Annotated in this window: 13 protein-coding genes; 2 read left to right on the plus strand and 11 right to left on the minus strand. The window is 74.0% G+C overall.

What is annotated here, in order from left to right:
• The first annotated feature begins 19 nt into the window (after nucleotides 1-19).
• Nucleotides 20-637, plus strand: coding sequence for a GNAT family N-acetyltransferase (locus OH807_RS21455; protein WP_406201293.1), 618 nt, complete (start codon nucleotides 20-22; stop codon nucleotides 635-637).
• A 130-nt stretch (nucleotides 638-767) separates the two neighbouring features.
• Here OH807_RS21455 and trxA read toward each other — a convergent pair whose 3' ends face one another.
• The 7 genes from trxA to OH807_RS21490 all read right to left on the minus strand — a co-directional run bounded on the left by trxA (nucleotide 768) and on the right by OH807_RS21490 (nucleotide 12,009).
• Nucleotides 768-1,094: a thioredoxin gene (trxA, locus tag OH807_RS21460; protein WP_406201295.1), complete on the minus strand. Its 327-nt coding sequence runs from the start codon at nucleotides 1,092-1,094 to the stop codon at nucleotides 768-770.
• Nucleotides 1,095-1,243: 149 nt separating this feature from the next.
• Nucleotides 1,244-2,209, minus strand: coding sequence for a thioredoxin-disulfide reductase (gene trxB / locus OH807_RS21465; RefSeq protein ID WP_406201297.1), 966 nt, complete (start codon nucleotides 2,207-2,209; stop codon nucleotides 1,244-1,246).
• Nucleotides 2,210-2,513: 304 nt separating this feature from the next.
• Entirely contained in the window at nucleotides 2,514-3,587 is a 1,074-nt protein-coding gene (locus tag OH807_RS21470; protein WP_406201300.1) for a hypothetical protein, read from the minus strand.
• Nucleotides 3,584-4,384, minus strand: a complete 801-nt coding sequence (gene sigM, locus OH807_RS21475) for an RNA polymerase sigma factor SigM (RefSeq protein ID WP_406201302.1) — start codon at nucleotides 4,382-4,384, stop codon at nucleotides 3,584-3,586. The genes OH807_RS21470 and sigM overlap by 4 nt, the downstream gene beginning before the upstream one ends.
• Nucleotides 4,385-4,476: 92 nt before the next feature.
• Nucleotides 4,477-6,492: a protein kinase family protein gene (locus OH807_RS21480; protein ID WP_406201304.1), complete on the minus strand. Its 2,016-nt coding sequence runs from the start codon at nucleotides 6,490-6,492 to the stop codon at nucleotides 4,477-4,479.
• A gap of 308 nt (nucleotides 6,493-6,800) precedes the next feature.
• Entirely contained in the window at nucleotides 6,801-9,407 is a 2,607-nt protein-coding gene (gene murJ, locus OH807_RS21485; protein WP_406201307.1) for a murein biosynthesis integral membrane protein MurJ, read from the minus strand.
• A 58-nt stretch (nucleotides 9,408-9,465) separates the two neighbouring features.
• A complete protein-coding gene (locus OH807_RS21490) occupies nucleotides 9,466-12,009 on the minus strand; it encodes a DUF6049 family protein (RefSeq protein ID WP_406201309.1) in 2,544 nt (847 codons plus the stop codon).
• A gap of 356 nt (nucleotides 12,010-12,365) precedes the next feature.
• Between OH807_RS21490 and OH807_RS21495 the strand changes: the two genes are divergently transcribed.
• Nucleotides 12,366-13,790 (plus strand): CCA tRNA nucleotidyltransferase, encoded by a 1,425-nt coding sequence (locus tag OH807_RS21495; RefSeq protein ID WP_406211102.1) that lies wholly within the window; start codon nucleotides 12,366-12,368, stop codon nucleotides 13,788-13,790.
• 84 nt (nucleotides 13,791-13,874) lie between these two features.
• On the opposite strand, the gene OH807_RS21500 is transcribed toward OH807_RS21495, so the two are convergent.
• From OH807_RS21500 to OH807_RS21515, 4 genes are all read right to left on the minus strand, one after another.
• Nucleotides 13,875-14,894: a hypothetical protein gene (locus tag OH807_RS21500; protein ID WP_406201312.1), complete on the minus strand. Its 1,020-nt coding sequence runs from the start codon at nucleotides 14,892-14,894 to the stop codon at nucleotides 13,875-13,877.
• A gap of 59 nt (nucleotides 14,895-14,953) precedes the next feature.
• Entirely contained in the window at nucleotides 14,954-15,625 is a 672-nt protein-coding gene (locus OH807_RS21505; RefSeq protein ID WP_406201314.1) for a hypothetical protein, read from the minus strand.
• A gap of 98 nt (nucleotides 15,626-15,723) precedes the next feature.
• Nucleotides 15,724-17,061 (minus strand): MFS transporter, encoded by a 1,338-nt coding sequence (locus OH807_RS21510; RefSeq protein ID WP_406201317.1) that lies wholly within the window; start codon nucleotides 17,059-17,061, stop codon nucleotides 15,724-15,726.
• 261 nt (nucleotides 17,062-17,322) lie between these two features.
• Nucleotides 17,323-18,405 carry an inositol-3-phosphate synthase gene (locus OH807_RS21515; RefSeq protein WP_406201320.1) on the minus strand — a complete coding sequence of 361 codons (1,083 nt, stop codon included), beginning with the start codon at nucleotides 18,403-18,405 and terminating at the stop codon, nucleotides 17,323-17,325.
• Between the last annotated feature and the right edge of the window lie 93 nt (nucleotides 18,406-18,498).

The following is an 18,498-nucleotide window of genomic DNA, read 5'->3' on the forward strand; positions in this document are numbered from 1 at the left end:
GGACGAGGAGGTGCGGGGGATGGGACGCCGGATCGCTCCGCTGACGCTGGACAACCTCACGGACCTGCCGACGACCTGCCGGTCCTGCGTGTTCTGGGAGCTGGACCCGGTGAGCGGCCGCGCCGCGGTGGAGTCCGGGAAGCCGGAGCTGGAGAAGGAGGGGTGGATCTCCGCGGTCCTGCTGGAGTGGGGCTCCTGCGGCCGGATCGTCTACGTGGACGGCAACCCCGCGGGCTTCGTCCTCTACGCTCCGCCCGCGTACGTCCCGCGGTCGCAGTCCTTCCCGACCAGCCCGGTGTCGCCGGACGCCGTTCAGCTGATGATCAGCCGGGTGCTGCCGGGCTACCAGCGACAGGGGCTGGGCCGGGTGCTGGTGCAGACGGTGGCCAAGGACCTGCTGGGGCGCGGGGTGAAGGCGATCGAGGCGTTCGGTGCGACCGGCCGCCGGCCGCCGAGCTGCGTCCTGCCGGCGGACCACCTGCTCGCGGTCGGCTTCAAGACCGTCCGGCCGCACCACCGGTACCCGCGGCTGCGGCTGGAGGCCCGGACCACGCTCTCCTGGCGCGGCGACGTGGAGGTCGCGCTGGAGCGGCTGCTCGGCGGGGCGCGGAAGGAACCGGCGCTGCGTCCGTTCTAGCCGGTGGCGGTGCGGAGTCCGCAGCGGTGCGGGGGTGGCACGGGGGCCGCACCGACAGCGGTGCGGGAAACGACGAGGGCGGGGCTCCCGATGGGGGAGCCCCGCCCTCGTGGCGTCGTGCGGGCCGGACCTAGATGAACTCGGCCAGCTCGCGCAGCAGCGCGGCCTTCGGACGGGCACCGGTGATCTGCTTCACCGGCTCGCCGCCCTTGTAGACGATCAGGGTCGGGATGGAGATCACGTTGTACGTCGCGGCGGTCTGCTGGTTGTTGTCGACGTCGAGCTTGGCGATCGTCAGCTTGTCGCCGTGCTCGGCCGCGATCTCGTCCAGGATCGGGGCGACCTGGCGGCACGGGCCGCACCAGGTGGCCCAGAAGTCGACCAGTACGGGCTTCTCGCTGTCCAGGACATCGGCCTTGAACGTCGCGTCGGTGACGGTGGTGGTGGCGCCGGCCACGGGGACTCCTCGGGGTCAAACGGAGAGGGCTGCTGTCAGGTGAACAACGGGCGGGCCCGTTCTGTTTCGTACCTGGCAGGGCGGGGGTGTTTCACGTGGAACACCCCCACGCGGGTCGAGCGGGTGCTGCGTGGATCAGGCCGTCCGGCTCAGACCGCGACGGTGGCGGCCTGGGCCTCCAGGTCGGCCAGCGAGGCCAGGTAGCGCTCGGCGTCCAGCGCGGCGGAGCAGCCGGTGCCGGCGGCCGTGATGGCCTGGCGGTAGGTGTGGTCGACGACGTCGCCGGCGCCGAAGACGCCCGGGATGTTGGTCCGGGTCGAGGGGGCCTCGACGTTCAGGTAGCCCTCGGCGTCGAGGTCCAGCTGGCCCTTGAAGAGCTCGGTGCGCGGGTCGTGGCCGATGGCGATGAACAGGCCGGTGACCGGCAGCTCGCGGGTCTCGCCGGTGGCGGTGTCCCGCAGGGTGACGCCGGTCAGCTTCGGGTCGCCGTGGACGGCCTCGATGGCGCTGTTCCACTCGAAGCGGATCTTCTCGTCGGCGAAGGCGCGCTCCTGCATCGCCTTGGAGGCGCGCAGGGTGTCCCGGCGGTGGACGATCGTGACGCTGCGGGCGAAGCGGGAGAGGAAGGTCGCCTCCTCCAGGGCGGTGTCACCGCCGCCGACCACCGCGATGTCCTGGTCGCGGAAGAAGAAGCCGTCGCAGGTGGCGCACCAGGAGACACCGCGCCCGGAGAGCGCGTCCTCGCGCGGGAGGCCGAGCTTGCGGTGCTGGGAGCCGGTGGTGACGATCACGGCGCGGGCCCGGTGGACGTTGCCCTCGGAGTCGGTGACGGTCTTGATGTCGCCGGTGAGGTCGACCGCGACGATGTCGTCCGGGATCAGCTCGGCGCCGAAGCGCTCGGCCTGCGCCCGCATGTTGTCCATCAGCTCGGGGCCCATGATGCCGTCCCGGAAACCGGGGAAGTTCTCCACCTCGGTGGTGTTCATCAGCGCGCCACCGGCCGTGACGGCACCCTCGAAGACCAGCGGCTTCAGGGAGGCTCGGGCGGTGTAGAGCGCGGCCGTGTAGCCGGCCGGGCCGGAACCGATGATGATCACGTTACGGACGTCGCTCACTGCATCTCCTGGTTCGCATCGCGACCCGCGCTAGGTGCGGGGAGGGCGGTCCTGCTCCGCCGCCCGGGACAACGACTGACCAGTCTCTCGCATTCCCAGGCGGATCCGTACCAGGTGCCCACAGGGTGGGAGCGTCGCACCGCCCCGGGCGTCGATCGTCGGGGCGGTGCCCGCCGACAGGCACAGGTCCCTCGGGTGGCGGGGTCTTCGGGTGGCTGGGTCTTCTGGCGGCGGGCGCGAGCCGGGCGGCGAGCACGGCCGGCCCGGCGGCGGGTGGTGGGTGCGTTCCGCCCGGCCGGCGGGGTCAGTGGGCCGGGACGGTGCGCTGCAGCAGGACCGGGCCGCAGTCGGGCGCGCGGAGGAAGACGTCGAGCCGGTCGGTCCGCCCCGGCTCGGCGTACACCAGGATCTCGGCCGGGCTGCCGGCGTAGCTGCCGGAGCCGGTGGCGAGCAGCCGCCCCGGCGCGAGCGCCGGGCAGGCGGTGGCGCCGTGGCCGCCGGCGATGCCCTGCTGGCTCTCGGCGGGCGGCGCCGCCGACGGGCCGACGGACGGCCGGGCGGGGTCGGCGGAGCCGTCCGTGGTCGCGCCGGTGCGCGCCAGCAGCTGCTGGACCTGCTCCGCCAGCCGGCTCTCCTGGTACGCGGTGGTGCCGGTGTCGGCGCCCGCACCGGCACTGGCCCCGGCATCGGCGCCCGCGCCCGTCTCGGCCTTGGCCGACCTGGGCGGGTTGCCCGGCAGGACCCCGGCGGCGGGGGTGCCGGCCGAGGCGGCGGTGGTGTCCGCGGCCCGGTGGTCCCCCGACGGGAGGAGCAGGGAGCCGCCGAGCCCGGCGGCGAGCAGCACGGCGGCCGCGCCGACCAGCAGGGCGAGGCGGCGCCGCCGGTGGCGGCCCGGTCCGGTGGCGGCCGGGGCCGTGGCGGGGCGCCGTGGCGGGCCGCCGGGCGCCGTGGCGGGGCCGGAGGAGGGGCGGGACGGCCCGGCCGGGGCGGTGGCCCGGCCGGGGCCCGCGGGGGCCTTCTGCGGGGCGCCAGGGCCCTCGGTGGACGGCTCGGCGACGGGTGCGGAAGGCAGCTCGGCCGCGGCCGCCGCCAGGGCGGCGTCCAGCCGGGCGGCGACGTCGGCGGGCATGGCCGGCGGCTCGGCGGCGCCCAGCAGCGCCTGCACCTCGGCGAGGGCCTCGGCGGTCTCCCGGCATTCGGCGCAGTCCGTCAGGTGGGCGTGCAGGGCCTCGGCGGCGGCGGGCTCGACCAGCCCCTCGGCGAGGTCGGCCAGCTCGTCGACCTCGGGATGCGGCCCGAGCAGGCTGTGCGGGTCGTGCGGGCTGTGCGGGTCGTGCCGGCCGTCGGCGGGGTCGGGGGAGGAGAGGGGGGCCGTCATCGCGTGCTCACGTCTCCTTCCAGAATCGGCCGGCCGGTGTCCGGGCCTGTCCTTGTGACGGTGCGGGGCCCGGACGGGTTCCCCGGCGCCCCGCCGGTCTTCCCCGGCGGGGCCGCCGCGGTGGCGGCGGGCGGTGGTCCCGGGGCCGGCCGCCCGGGGCCCGGGGCGGGCGAGGCCGGCCCGGTTCCACGTGGAACACCGTCCGCGGCCGGCTCCGCGCCCCCCTCGCGGAGGTGGCGGACCAGCGGCAGCAGCCGGGCCCGGCCCCGGGCGCAACGGCTCTTGACCGTCCCGACGGGTACGCCCAGCAGCTCGGCCGCCTCGGCGACCGGGTAGCCCTGCATGTCGACCAGGACGAGGGCGGCCCGCTGCTCGGGCGCCAGCTCGGCCAGTGCGGCGGTCACCTCGCGGTGCACCTCCGCCCGGACCACCGGGGAGTCGGCCGGTTCGGCGGAGCCGACCATCGCGTCGAGTCGCTGCGGGTCGTCGTCCAGCGGCTTGGTGCGTCGGGTGGCGGCGCGCCGGGCGCGGTCCAGGCAGGCGTTGACCACGATCCGGTGCAGCCAGGTGGTGACGGCCGAGCGGCCCTGGAAGGTGTGCGCCGACCGGAAGGCCGAGACCAGGGCGTCCTGGAGCGCGTCGGCGGCCTCCTCGCGGTCGCCGAGGGTGCGCAGGGCGACCGCCCAGAGCCGGTCCCGGTGGCGGTCGACCAGCAGGCCGAAGGCCTCCCGGTCGCCCGCGACGTGCCGGGCGAGGAGCGCCGCGTCGTCGGTCCGTCCGGGTCCGTCGTCCGCCACTGTCACCCCTCGCCGTTCGTGCCGTTCCACCGGCCGCGCCGCCGCGTCCGCCCCTGCGTCCGCCACCACCGCTGCTGCGGCGGTGGGCCGGCTCAGCCCGAGACCTTCACCTCGGCGACGTGGCCGCGGTACTTGCCGTCCGGGTCCTTCGACAGGCCGGTCAGCCAGATCAAGAGGTAGCGGGTGGGGACGGGGTTGTCCAGGGTGTACTCGATCGCGGTCCCGGTCTTCTTGCCGGCGACGATCGAGAAGTCGCCGGGCTTGGCGTTCTGCGGGTCGCCGACGGCGGCCGTGCCCGGGACCCGCAGTTCGGCCGAGGTCGTGGTGGTGAACTGCACGTTCACCGACGAGACCGGCTGCGGCGTGCCGAGGTCGAGCAGCAGCCCGATGCCCTCCTTGGCCGGCGGCTTGGGGCCGAACGGGTCGTTGTACCAGCCGGTGGTCCACTCGGTCTCGGTCTTGCCGTCGATGGCGTTGGGGAGCGAGTACGCGCCCTGCCGGGAGTCGCCCAGCGGGTTGTAGTCGAAGGCCTCCTTGACCGGGATCGGCACCGGGGTGCGGGGCACGGCGTGGGTGCTCGGGGTGGCGCTGGTGCTGCTCGGCTGCGGCGCCGCGCCCGCGTGGCTGCCGGTCCGCAGCTGGTCGACCAGCTGCCAGGAGGCGACCCCGATCGCGCCGAGCGCGACCGTCCAGGCGGTCACCTTGACCACCCGGCGCAGCCGCCGGCCGGGGCGCCGTGCCGGGGCCGCCGACATCGGGGCCGGGGCGGTGCCGGGGGCGGCGACCACCCGGGTCGGGTTGGGCGCGGTGGGCAGCGCGTGGGTGATGTGCCGCGGCGGGACGGGGAAGGCGGGCAGCTCCGGCTCGGGCTGGCGGATCCGCGGCATGAGCGCGATCGCCTTGGCCAGCTCCTCGGGGGAGCGGAACGGCTCGGCGTGGTGCGGCGGCCGGTCGAACAGGGCGCGGGCGGTCAGCTCGGAGAGGCCCTTGTGGACGCCGGCCCGGACCTGGTCCGGCGGGACGTCGCGGAGGTCCTTCGGCAGGCCCTGGAGGTCGTAGCGGTCCTCCGGGAAGGGCCAGCGGTGGGTGAGCGCGGCGAACAGCAGGGCGCCGATGGCCCGGGTGTCCGTCCGGTCGGCGTCCGCGTCGGAGCCCTCGGTGGGCAGGCCGCGCAGCGCGGCGTCGACCGCGATGCCGTTGATCCGGTACTGGCCGCTGTCGGTGCGCAGCACGCAGCGCGGGGTGAGCCGCAGGTGGGCCTGCCCGCGCCGGTGCGCGGCGGCGACCGCGTCGGTGACCTGGCGGACCATCTGGTACGCCTCGTGCGGCTCCATCGGGCCGTCGGCGAGCAGCTTGGCGAGGTCGGAGGCGTGCGGCAGCCACTCCCGCACGACGTAGACCAGCTCGCCCTCCTGGACGGCGTCCAGTACCTGCACGAAGCGCGGGTCGCCGAGCAGTGCCGCGGACTTGGCGGCGGCCAGCACCTTGCGGGCGCGCTGGTGGCCGGAGGCCATCAGGTGGACGCCGACGGCGCGGCGGAGCTTCTCGTCGACCGCGCGCCAGCTGCTGAAGGTCTCGGTGTGGGAGATGCACTCCTCCAGCCGGTACCGGTGGCCGATCATGTCGCCGCTGTGCCGCAGCGGGGCCGGGAGGGTCCGCGGGAGGGTGCCGGTGGCGCGCGGGTCGTGGGTGGGCTGCGGGTCCTGCGGCGGTCGGGCGGGGCGGGCCGCCGCGGCGCCGGCCGCCTTGCGTGCGGCGGCGCCGCCGGAGCTCAGCTCGGCGCGGATCTCCGCGGCCGACAGCGGCGCGGTGATCTCGGAGGTCTCCTCGCTGCCGGAGGGCGCCCCGGGAGTGGGCTCGTCGGCGTCGGGGCCGGCGTCGCCGTCCGTCCCGTCCCCGTCGTGCTCGCCGGCGTCGCCGGTGCGGGCGTCACCGGAGCCACCGGAGTCACCGGCCTTCCCGGCGTCCGCTGCGGTGCCGGCGTCGCCGGTGCCTGCGGCGCGGGCCGCCCCGTCGGCGAGTTCGTCGATCGCCGCGGCCAGTGCGGCTTCGTCCGCCGCCCCGTCAGCTGCTGACGTGTCGACGACCGCCTTGGTGCCATCAGCCACCGTGGTCCTGCCTCCCCTTGTGTCGCCCCGGCCTGAGAGAGTCGCTGGAGCGGCCCGGGCCGAGGCCCGGTGCTCCAGGACAATTGTGCCCACTCTTCTCCACCGGGTACGACCGCTGAAACGTCCGCACGGTTGCGTGACGGTGGAGAGATGTGGTGCAGATCCGGCACTGGGCCGCCACTCCGGGCCCGGGAGGACCCGGGGTGCGGAGGGCGGCCCAGCACCTGCCCCGATAGGGCGGAGAATCCCGTCCGTCCGGTTGACGCCCGGTCAGGGCGGCGGCCGGTCCGGCCGGTTGGTGCGACGGGTCAGCGGCCCAGTCGGCCGCGGACCATGCCCAGCATGGCGTTCAGCTCCTCGATCCGCAGCTTCTTCGCGATCAGCACGAAGACGGCGAGCTGGAGGCCGCCGGCCACGACGATGGTCAGCACACTGCCCAGCCAGCCACCGACGACCTGCTGGACCGCGAGGCTGACGCCCACGCCGACCAGCGCGGCCGGCACCGAGGCGGTGATCAGGCGAGTGTAGGTCTTGCCGATCCGCTTGGTGTCCAGGCCGCCGATCTTCCGCTTCAGCTTGGGCACCGCCACCGTCACTCCGACGGCGTAGGCGACGCCGTAGCCGAAGGACATCCCGACCACCGCCCATTCGGCGGGCAGCAGGAACCAGCAGAGGACGGAGAAGGTGGCCTGGCAGACCGCCACCCAGACGGTGTTGGAGAACGGCGTCCGGGTGTCCTCGTACGCGTAGAAGCCGCGCAGCATCACGTACTGCGCCGAGTACGGGATCAGGCCCAGGGCGAAGGCCGAGAGCATCAGACCCACGTTGGTCGCGCTGTCGAGGTCGGTCTGGCTGCCGCCCACCCCGTAGATCGCGCGGCCGATCGCCGGCCCGAGCGACAGGAACAGGAAGGCGCCCGGGACGACCGCCACCGCGGTGGTCCGCAGCCCGTACGAGATGTCGTCGCGCACCGCGCCGGCGTCCTCGTCGGCGGCGGCCCGGGAGAGCCGCGGGAGCACCGCGCTCATCAGCGAGACGACGATGACGGCCTGCGGGAGCTGCCAGATCAGCAGCGCGTTGGAGAAGGCGGCCAGGCCGACGCCGTTGTGGCCGTCGTCGGCGGCGGCGCTGCCGGCCGCGGTCGCCAGCTGGGTGATGACCAGGAAGCCGGCCTGGTTGGCGAGCACGAAGAAGAACGTCCACTTGGCCAGCCGGGCGGCCTTGCCGAGGCCGTGGCCGCGCCAGTCGAACCGCGGCCGGTAGTGGAAGTCCGCCGCCCGCAGGTAGGGGATCATCGCCAGCGCCTGGACGACCAGGCCGACCAGGGTGCCGATGCCGAGCAGCCGGACGCCCTCGGGGCTGATGTTCTCCGGGGTGACACCGGTGGTGCCGAAGCCGCCGAAGACCCAGATGTAGGCGGCGAAGGTGAAGATCACCACGATGTTGTTGAGGACCGGGGTCCACATCATCGCGCCGAAGCGGCCGCGGGCGTTGAGCACCTGGCCCATCACCACGTGGATGCCCATGAAGAAGATCGTCGGCAGGCAGTACCGGGCCAGCGCCACGGTGGTGTCCGCCCGGGCCGGGGTCTCCATCATCGAGTGCGAGATCAGCTGCACCAGCAGCGGGGCCCCGGCGACGGCCAGCAGCACCACGGCGCCGAGGCCCACCATCACCAGGGTGAGCAGCCGGCTGGCGTAGGCGGTGCCACCGTCCTCGTCGTTCTTCATGCTGCGGACCAGCTGCGGGACGAACACCGCGTTGAGCGCGCCGCCGCCGATCAGGATGTAGAGCAGGGTGGGCAGGGTGTACGCCGCGTTGTAGGAGTCACCCATGAGGCCGACGCCGATCGCGGTCGTGATCACCATGGTGCGGACGAACCCGGTGCCGCGGGAGACGAGGGTGCCGGCCGCCATGATCGCGCTGGAGTTGAGCAGGCTGGAGGCCTTGCCGCCGCCGGCCGCCGGAGGCGCCTGGGGGGCCGGGCCCTCGGCGGCCAGTTCGTCCAGCGGCTCCACCGCGGGCGGGATCTGGACCGCGGCCACCTGCATGGTGGCCTCCTCCTCGGAGAGTGGCGGGTCGAACTCGATCGGGGGCACGAATGGGCGCTCCCCGTCGGTGCCGTGCGGGCCGCCCCGGTGGCCGTGCGGCCCCGGGTGACCGGGCCGGCCGGGCTGGCCCTGGTACCCGCCGTTGCCCGGGGGGAACGGCGCGGCCGGGGCGAACGGTGCGGCCGGGGCGAACGGTGCGGCTGCCGCGGCCGGCGGCTGGGCGAGCAGCGGCTGCACCGGCCCGGCCGGGGGCTGCTGGGCCGGCCGGCGGGCCTCGGCCGCCGGGGCGACGGGGGCGACCGGGGCCGCCTGACCGCCCTGACCGGCCTGGGCGCCGCCGAACAGCGCGTCCACACCGACGTACTCGGTGGACTCGGAGTCCCACGCCGAGTGCGCCGGGCCGGGCTGCCACTGCTGCTCCTGCTCCTGCTGCGGCCCGCCCCACTGGCCGCCGACCGGTGCCGGCCGCTCCCAGCCGGACGCCTCGGCCGGCCAGCCCGTGGCGGGCTGCGACTGCGACTGGACCGGAGGCTGGGCGGGCGGCTGGTGCACCGGGGTGTCCCAGCCGGGCTGGACCGGCGGGACGGGCGGGGCGAACTGCGCCGCCGGGACGGGCACCGGGTAGCCGCCGCCCTGCGGCGGCAGCTGCGGCGGCACGTCGTACGCCGCGGCCTGCTGCTGCGCGGCGGGCCCGCCGCCCCGCAGGCCGTACGGGTCCTGGCCGTCCTCGGGGCCCCGGTACGCGTCGGCCGCGTACGGGTCCTGGGCGTAGGTGTCGGCCACGTACCAGTCGCCGGACGGCGACTCGGCGCCCGGCCGGCTCTCACCGCGGCCCGGCGGCCGCTCCTCGCTGCGCCCGGTCATGTCACCTCTTCGATGTCGTGGGGGAGGCCGACCCGGTGTCGGGCGGGTGTCGGCGGTATCAAGGACCAACCTTCTCATCACTGGTGGTCCGATCCCGGCCATCTCGGGTGCTGCCGCGCGGTGTCTGCCCGGGGCCGGCGTCCTCGCCGTCGTCGACTGCGGCGTCCCCGGCCGGGTCGGGGCGCCCGGCCGGGCCGGTCTCCCCGTCCGGGGCCCGGTCCGTGGCGGGGCCCGGCGCGCCGGGCCCGTCCTGCGGCCCGTCGGCCAGCGGTGCGTCGCCCTCGTCGCCGTTGGCCACCCGCCGCTTGCGCTGGCGGACGAAGCGCAGCGCCGCGAGCAGGAGCAGCACCAGGCCGCCGCCGAAGACGTAGAGCACCCCGTTGGTCACCGAGGTGACCTCGACGTTGAAGGTCTGCGGCTCGCCGTACGGCCGGGAGTCCGGGCCGGTGGTGTAGAGCCGGGCGGTCACCGACACCGGGCCGTTGTTGTGCGCCTGGGCGGGGAACCGCAGCGTGACGCTCTGCGAGGCGGGCAGCACCAGCTCCTCCGCCGGGCGGATCTGCAGCCGGTTGGCCTGGCTCGGGGTCAGCACCAGCTTGAGGTTGGTGACCGGCTGGGTGAGGTCGTTGCGGACGCTGACCTGGAGCACGCCGGTGTCGCCGGCGAAGGTGATCGACGTCTTCTTGGGGACGTTCACCGCGTCCCGCAGTTCGGTGAGGTAGTCCTTCACCCCGGCCCGGTAGAGCGAGCCGGCCGGCGGCTCGGAGCGCCAGGAGGTCGACATCGAGCGCAGCATCGCCGCGCTGAACGGGCCGCGCACCCGCTGCGGCAGGGTGAGCACCCGCATCAGCAGGTCCAGGTCCTCCTGGATGGCGAAGGTGTCGGTCAGGGCCGAGGACGGCAGCTCGGAGGAGCGCACCTGGGCCGGGTAGTCGGTGGCCGCGGGGACGCCGCCGTTGGCCTTCGGGTCGGCCGGGCCCTGGGCGAGCACGTCCAGCTTGACCGGCTCCACCCACTTGCCGGCCTGCGCCGCCTGCAGGGCGGTGGCCAGCACCTTGGCGGTGGTGGCGCTCAGCTCGCGCGGCGGCATCACCAGCAGGCCGCGCGGGTTCTGCGGCTCCTGCCGGGAGATCACGTAGGTCTCGGCGAGGAAGCGCTGCACCGCGAGGGTCTGTGCCTGCGGCGTGCCCAGGTCCCCCGCGAACAGGGCCGAGACCTCCTCGTCGGCCACCACGGCGGTCTGCCCGTCGCCGATCGGCCGGGCGGCGGTCGGCGTGTACTTCAGGGCGTCCGGCTCGGGCAGGCTCGCGCCGTTCACCAGCACCAGCCGGTCGCCGACCCGCTGCGTCAGGCCCGCGACCTGCTGGTCCAGGTAGCCCTGGTACGGCCAGGCCACGTCGGAGCGGGTGTCCACGGCCAGCCGGCCCTCGACGGTCAGCCGGCCCGCGGTGGCCGCCTTGCCGAGCGCGGCGTCCACGCCGTCGGCCTCGGCGGCGTTGTGCGCGATCGAGGCGAGGTCCGGGTCGGCGTAGGGGAGCGCGACGACCTGGCTGCCGTTCCGGGCCACCGCGGCCCGCAGCTTCTCCAGCCAGGCCGAGGCGGCGGCGGAGCCGTTGCCCGCGACGGTGTTCTCCTCCTTCGCCGCGACCTTCTTCTTCTTGTTGTCGTTCTTGGTCCCGGTGCCGGGCTTCTGCACCCGGTACTGCTTGGTCATCGCGAACGCGGTGTCCAGCAGGTCCGGGTCGATCACCCAGGTCAGGCCGGTCAGCGAGGAGCCGGTCTCGACCAGCTCGTAGAGCCGGCCGCCCGGCGCGAACTCGGTGGCCAGGCTGTCGTCGCGCAGCACCGGGACGGTCTGGTCGTTGTCCGACATGGTCTGCGCGGCCAGCACCGGCGCGTGCACCAGCGGCCACAGGGTGGTGACCTTGGACGGCTGCGCCTCGGTCGACGACGTGCTGTACGGCAGGAAGGTCCGGGCGATCCCCAGCGCGCGGTCGTGCTGGTTGTCCGCCGTCGAGCCCCAGACGTCGACCGCCAGCTCGTAGACGCCCTCGGAGGACAGCTGGAGGTCGCTCACCGCGACGCTGAGGGTGTAGGGCTGGCTCTGGCCCGGGCCCAGCTCGTTCAGCGCGTACTGCGGGCTCTCCAGGTCGATGCCGTCCGAGCCGGTCGGGCCGGTCCGGGTGACCACCGAGGCCAGGTCGCTGCGGTTGGTCAGCGGCTTGCCCAGCGCCGGCTTGCGCACCGCCGCGTGGGCGGACTTCAGCACCGACCTGCCGCCGTTGGTGATCTGGCCGGAGATCGTCACCGTGCCGTTCTGGACGGCCACCGGTTTGTTCACCGTGTCGATGGTCAGCACCACCGGGTACTCGGCGGAGGCTCCGGAGCCGGCGCCCGGGACGGCCCCGCCGGCGGGCAGCGCCGCGGCCGGCAGCGCGGGCAGCAGGGCCAGGACGGCGCCCAGCCCGGCCGCGAACCGCCGTGCGGCGCGCCCGGCGCGGCCGGGCCGGGCCCGTTCGGGCATGCCCTCGGCGGTGCGTTCCGGGGTACGCCCAGGGGGTCCGTACGCCTCCAGGCCCGAGTGCCGTGCCGGCTCGACCACGCGCTTCGCCCTCGCCGTTCTCGATTGCTCGCTGCTTGCTGCTGGGATGCTGCTGATCCCCCGCCCGCCGGCGGACCGGCCGTGGGGACCAGCGGTGAAGACTGCGACCGGCCGTGTCCGGCAGGCCGTGCAGGCACGCGGCACCGCGGGCCCCCGTCGGTGCCCGGCACTCGCTCCACCGGCATGGTAACGATGCAGCGGGGGGTGCAGTGTTGCGGGCCTTGGGGTGAGCGCCGGAAAAGGCGCGGGCGGCGGGCCCGCCCGGGCACGTACCCTTGTGAGCCGTGTCCACTGCCAATGAGTCCCACACGTCCGGCGTCCATCATTCCAGCACCGCGACCCAGGTCGTCCCAGGCCTGAGCGAGGCGCAGACCCTCGGGCTGCAGGAGCTGCTGCGGGTGTCCCCGGTCGCCGACGAGATCGCCGCCCGCTTCCAGGCGGCCGGTCACCGGCTCGCGCTGGTCGGCGGCTCGGTCCGGGACGCACTGCTGGGCCGCCTGGGCAACGACCTGGACTTCACCACCGACGCCCGTCCGCAGCAGGTCCTCAAGCTGGTCAAGGGCTGGGCGGACGCGGTCTGGGACGTCGGCATCGCCTTCGGTACCGTGGGCGCCCGCAAGGACACCCCGGACGGGTCCTTCCTGATCGAGATCACCACCTACCGCTCCGAGGCCTACGACCGGACGTCCCGCAAGCCCGAGGTCACCTACGGCGACACCATCGAGCAGGACCTCGTCCGACGCGACTTCACCGTCAACGCGATGGCCGTCGACCTGCCCGGCCGCGGCTTCGTCGACCCGCACCGCGGGCTGGAGGACCTGGAGGCCCGGGTGCTGCGCACCCCCGCCACCCCCGAGGAGTCCTTCTCCGACGACCCGCTGCGGATGATGCGGGCCGCCCGCTTCGCCGCCCAGCTGGACTTCGACCCGGCCCCCGGGGTGGTCGCGGCGATGACGGCGATGGCCGAGCGGATCACCATCGTCTCGGCCGAGCGCGTCCAGGCCGAGCTCAACAAGCTGCTGCTCTCCGACCACCCGGTGAAGGGCCTGCGGCTGCTGGTCGACACCGGGCTGGCCGACCACGTGCTGCCCGAGCTGCCGGCCCTGCGGCTGGAGAGCGACGAGCACCACCGGCACAAGGACGTCTACGAGCACTCGCTGACCGTCCTGGAGCAGGCCGTCGACCTGGAGCAGGACGGCCCGGACCTGGCCCTGCGGCTGGCGGCGCTGCTGCACGACATCGGCAAGCCGCGCACCCGCCGCTTCGAGTCGGACGGCCGGGTGTCGTTCCACCACCACGAGGTGGTCGGCGCCAAGATGACCCGCAAGCGGATGCGCGAGCTGAAGTACTCCAAGGAGCTCACCGAGGACGTCTCGCGCCTGGTCGAGCTGCACCTGCGCTTCCACGGCTACGGCGGCGGCGAGTGGACCGACTCGGCGGTGCGCCGCTACGTCACCGACGCCGGGCCGCTGCTGGAGCGCCTGCACAAGCTGACCCGCTCCGACTGCACCACCCGGAACCGGAAGAAGGCGGCCGCGCTCTCCCGCACCTACGACGGCCTGGAGCAGCGGATCGACGAGCTGAAGGCGAAGGAGGAGCTGGACGCCGTGCGCCCGGCGCTGGACGGCAACCAGATCATGCAGCTGCTGGAGCTGAAGCCGGGACCGGCGGTCGGCAAGGCGTACAAGCACATGCTGGAGCTGCGCCTGGAGCACGGCCCGCTGGAGCACGACGAGGCGGTCGCCGCCCTCCGTGCCTGGTGGGCCGCGCAGCAGGGCTGAGCGGCGGCGGTACCGGCGCGGACGCGCCGGAAGGGGTGGTCCCGGAGCCCGGGGCCACCCCTTCCGCGTCGCTGCGCGGGGCCGTCAGCCGTTGATCCCCTTGAGGCAGAGCACGTAGCTCAGGGCGGCGGTGGAGGCCGACCGGGTGTAGCTGCTGTCCGACTCGGGCACGCTGTCGCACGTCTTGTCGTCACTGGTGGCGAGCACCTTGCGGAGCACCTTGTACTGGGCCCGTGAGTCGCTGCAGGGCAGCATGGTGATCCGCGGGTTGGGGTCATGGGTGGCGGAGGTGCCGTTCTCGTTGCGCAGGCAGTCGCCGACCTTGGCCCGGTCGATGTCGCTCGGCACGGTGCTCGCCCCGGCCGGGGCGGAGGGCTTCGCCGCGCCCGGGGTGGTGATGTCCGGGATCGGCGGCAGCGAGAACGACGGCATCGGGGGCATGGTGATCGCCGACGGCGTGGGCAGCACCAGCGGGTGGTACGGCTCGTTCCGGTCGGTGGCGGTGAGCAGGGCGCCGGTGGCGATCAGGATCACCGTCGTGATGATCGAGAAGACCGGCAGCAGCAGCATCAGCATGTGCGGCCGCTTGGTCAGCGGGACGCCGGGGTCGAGCTGCGGTCCGTGGGTGCCGGGCGCCGGCGGCGGCAGCTGCTTGATCTTGTTGTGCGCGGCGAGGTTCCGCAGCAGGGTGGCCAGCGTGAAGATCGAGCCCAGGTAGCTCCACCAGCCCTGGACCATCGTGCGGGCCGACATGTCGCGGACCGTCGCGGTGCCGCAGGTGCGGCAGAACGGTCCCGGCTGCTTCAGGAACCGCATGATGATGATGATGCCCTGGTGCCCGCGGACGGTGGTGTCCACGGCCGGGAACCCGCCGCAGAACCGGCAGACCGGTCCGCCGTGCGGTGCCTGCTGGGCGTAGCCGGCCTGCTGCGGGTAGCCGTAGCCGGGCGGGGCGGCCTGCGGTGGCACGCCGTAGCCCGGTGCGGCCGGCGGCGGGGCGGCCGGGTAGCCGTAGCCGGGCGGGGCCGCCGGCGCGCCGCCGTACGGGTTGCCGGTGGCGTAGGGGTTGGTGCTGTCGGCCGGCGGTGGCGCACCGTACGGCATCTGGGGAGGCGGAACGGACAAGGGATCCCCCGGGGAAGGTCGGATTGCGGTGGAACGGGTCAGGACTTCTTGGCCGGCGGCACCGCGGGCGCCAGCGGGCCGAGGCAGAGGACGTACCGCTTCTTGTTCCAGCGGCGGCCGCTCTTGCCCGAGACCGTGCTGGTGGTCCCGGTGGTCTGCTTGCAGCGGGCGGTGTCGGTGGTGCCCGAGTAGGCGGCCAGTACCTTGTAGTTCGCCTTGGCGTCGGTGCACTTGACGATCTCGACGTCGCGCGAGCCGGCGGCCCGGACGCAGTCGCCGGCCTTGGCGCTGCTGACGCTCGGTCCGGCGACGAAGTAGCCGACGATCAGGGCGCCGCCGCCGAGCACACCGCCGACGATCTTCAGCTTGGCCTTGCCGCTGCGCTTCGGCGGGCCGGCGGGCAGCGGTGCCGTCGGCTGCTGTCCGTACGGGGGCTGCTGGCCGTACGGCGGCTGCTGCCCGTACGGTGCCTGCTGCCCGTACGGCGGCTGCTGCCCGTAGCCCGGCGCGGGTTGGCCGGGCGCCGGCGCGGCCGGGTAGCCGTACGCCGGGGGCTGACCGTAACCGCCGGGGGCCGGCTGCGGAGCACCGTACGGCGGGGGCGGCGCACCGTACGCCTGCGGGGCCGGCGGCGGCCCGGGGTGTCCCGGGGGTGCCTGCGGATAGCCGTACTGCGGCGGCGGCCCGTAAGGACTGTGCGGTGTGCTCATCAGGTTGTCCCCCGAACAAAGAGTGCTGTCGCTCCGACAGATCTGACGTACCTTAGCGACTCCCCAGGACGTCGCCGGAGCGGAGGGGGCGCGGGGGGTCAGAGCGCCTGGTCGCCGGGGAGCGGGCCGGTCCGCCGGGCCGCCCGCAGGTAGAGGACGGCGGCCAGCGCGTACACCAGGGCGACACCGCCGACCACGGCGACCGAGCGGCCGGAGAGCGGCAGCACCAGTGCGGTCACCAGGGCGGCGGCCACGAAGGCGACGTTGAACAGCACGTCGTAGATGGCGAAGACCCGGCCGCGGTAGTCGTCCTCGACGGACTCCTGGACCACGGTGTCGGCACAGATCTTGGTGCCCTGGGTGACCACCCCGAGCAGCAGCGCCGCGATCAGGCACGGCACCAGCGAGAAGCCCAGGCCGAGCGCGGGCACGAAGGCGACCGGCGCCGCCAGGCAGAGCGTCATCCAGCCGGCCAGCCCCAGCCGCCGGGTGCACCACGGGCTGATCAGCGCCGCCAGGAAGAACCCGGCCGCGGAGAGGCCGACCGCCTTCCCCAGGGTGGCCAGCCCGCCCGCGCTGTCGGCCGGGTCGTTGAAGGTGTAGCGGGCGAGCATCACCACCATGACGATCAGCACGCCGTAGCAGAACCGCGCGGCGGTGACGGCGGCCAGCGCGTGGACGGCCGGACGGCAGTCCCGGACCAGGTGGGTGACGGCCGAGCCGAGGTCCTGGGCGGCCAGCACGAGGGCCCGGCCGAGCGCGGGGCGGTCCGGTCGGTGCTCGGGGCCGAGCAGGTCCCGGTGCATCTGCCGGGCGGCCAGCGCCGCCGAGAGGTAGAGCAGCGCGGCGACGGTGACCAGCGCGGCGTCGGCCCGTGGCCCGGGCGTCATCACCTGGTGCAGCAGGAAGCCCAGCAGGCCGCCGGTGGCCGCCGCGACCGTCCCCAGGGTGGGGGAGAGCGCGTTGGCGGTGACCAGCTGGCGCTGATCCACCACCCGGGGCAGGGCGGCGGAGAGCCCGGCCAGGATGAACCGGTTGAGCGCGGTGACCAGCAGTGCGGAGGCGAAGAAGAGCCAGGTCGGCGCCTCGGCGAGGAGCAGCCCCCCGGTGACCAGGCCGAGCCCGAACCGGGCCAGGTTGCCGAAGAAGAGCACCTGGCGGCGGCGCCAGCGGTCCAGCAGGACGCCGGCGAACGGGCCGATCACCGAGAACGGCAGCAGCATCACGGCCAGCACCGAGGCGATGTCGGCGGGGGAGGACTGCTTCTCCGGGGAGAAGACCACGTAGGCGGCGAGCGAGACCTGGAAGACGCCGTCGGACAGCTGGGAGAGCACCCGGGCGGTCAGCAGGTGGCGGAAGTCCCGCCCATGGAGCAGGTCGGCGAGCGTGGCGCGGTGCGCGGTCTGGTGGGTGCTGCCGTTCTCCGTGATCGCCACCCGCCCAGACTGCCATGGAACCGGCCTGTGTTTCACGTGAAACATTCGCCGGGAAACGGTGAACGGGCCCACGGTCGGAGACCATGGACCCGTTCAGAGCCTACAAGGCGCGTGCACCGTCGGCCCGGAGCGTCGGACGCCCAGTGCCTGGTGTTCAGTGCCCCGGCGCTCAGCGCTCAATGCTCAGCGCTCAGTGCCCGACAGTCGCGGACTTCGCTGCGCTCAGCGCTCAGCGCCCGACAGTCGCGGACTTCGCTGCGCTCAGCGCTCGACCTCGCCGCTGATGAACTTCTCGACGTTCTCGCGGGCCTCGTCGTCGAAGTACTGGACCGGCGGGGACTTCATGAAGTACGAGGACGCGGAGAGGATCGGGCCGCCGATGCCGCGGTCCTTGGCGATCTTCGCGGCGCGCACGGCGTCGATGATGACACCGGCCGAGTTCGGGGAGTCCCAGACCTCGAGCTTGTACTCGAGGTTCAGCGGGACGTCGCCGAACGCACGACCCTCCAGGCGGACGTAGGCCCACTTGCGGTCGTCCAGCCAGGCCACGTAGTCCGAGGGACCGATGTGGACGTTCTTGGCGCCCAGCTCGCGGTCACGGATCTGCGAGGTGACGGCCTGCGTCTTGGAGATCTTCTTGGACTCCAGGCGCTCGCGCTCGAGCATGTTCTTGAAGTCCATGTTGCCGCCGACGTTCAGCTGCATGGTGCGCTCGAGGATGACACCGCGGTCCTCGAACAGCTTCGCCATCACGCGGTGCGTGATGGTCGCGCCGACCTGGGACTTGATGTCGTCACCGACGATCGGCACGCCGGCCTCGGTGAACTTGTCGGCCCACTCCTTGGTGCCGGCGATGAACACCGGGAGGGCGTTCACGAAGGCGACCTTGGCGTCGATGGCGCACTGGGCGTAGAACTTCGCCGCGCTCTCGGAACCGACGGGCAGGTAGCAGACGAGCACGTCGACCTGCTGGTCCTTGAGGATCTGGACGACGTCGACCGGGGTCTCGTCGGACTCCTCGATGGTCTCCCGGTAGTACTTACCGAGGCCGTCGAGGGTGTGACCGCGCTGGACGGTGACGCCGGTCGGCGGCACGTCGCAGATCTTGATGGTGTTGTTCTCGCTGCTGCCGATGGCGTCGGCCAGGTCGAAGCCGACCTTCTTGGCGTCGACGTCGAAGGCGGCGACGAACTCCACGTCACGGACGTGGTACTCACCGAACTGGACGTGCATCAGGCCGGGGACCTTGCCGGCCGGGTCGGCGTCCTTGTAGTACTCGACACCCTGCACCAGCGACGCGGCGCAGTTGCCCACGCCCACGATGGCTACGCGAACCGAACCCATTCCGGTTGCTCCCTGTGATCTCATGAGCACCGCCGGGGTGGGCGGTACTCGTCCTGCATTTTCGATGACTGCTTTGACGGGCGCGCGAGGCGC

It is taken from the genome of Kitasatospora sp. NBC_01560 (assembly GCF_045208415.1).
Taxonomy (GTDB): Bacteria; Actinomycetota; Actinomycetes; order Streptomycetales; family Streptomycetaceae; genus Kitasatospora.

Excerpts from the sequence above, each read along its gene's own strand:
- OH807_RS21470 (WP_406201300.1), bottom strand. The coding sequence starts at position 3,587 with ATGACGGCCCCCCTCTCCTCCCCCGACCCCGCCGACGGCCGGCACGAC.
- OH807_RS21505 (WP_406201314.1), bottom strand. The coding sequence starts at position 15,625 with ATGAGCACACCGCACAGTCCTTACGGGCCGCCGCCGCAGTACGGCTAT.
- murJ (WP_406201307.1), bottom strand. The coding sequence starts at position 9,407 with ATGACCGGGCGCAGCGAGGAGCGGCCGCCGGGCCGCGGTGAGAGCCGG.
- OH807_RS21515 (WP_406201320.1), bottom strand. The coding sequence starts at position 18,405 with ATGGGTTCGGTTCGCGTAGCCATCGTGGGCGTGGGCAACTGCGCCGCG.
- OH807_RS21455 (WP_406201293.1), top strand. The coding sequence starts at position 20 with ATGGGACGCCGGATCGCTCCGCTGACGCTGGACAACCTCACGGACCTG.
- OH807_RS21500 (WP_406201312.1), bottom strand. The coding sequence starts at position 14,894 with ATGCCGTACGGTGCGCCACCGCCGGCCGACAGCACCAACCCCTACGCC.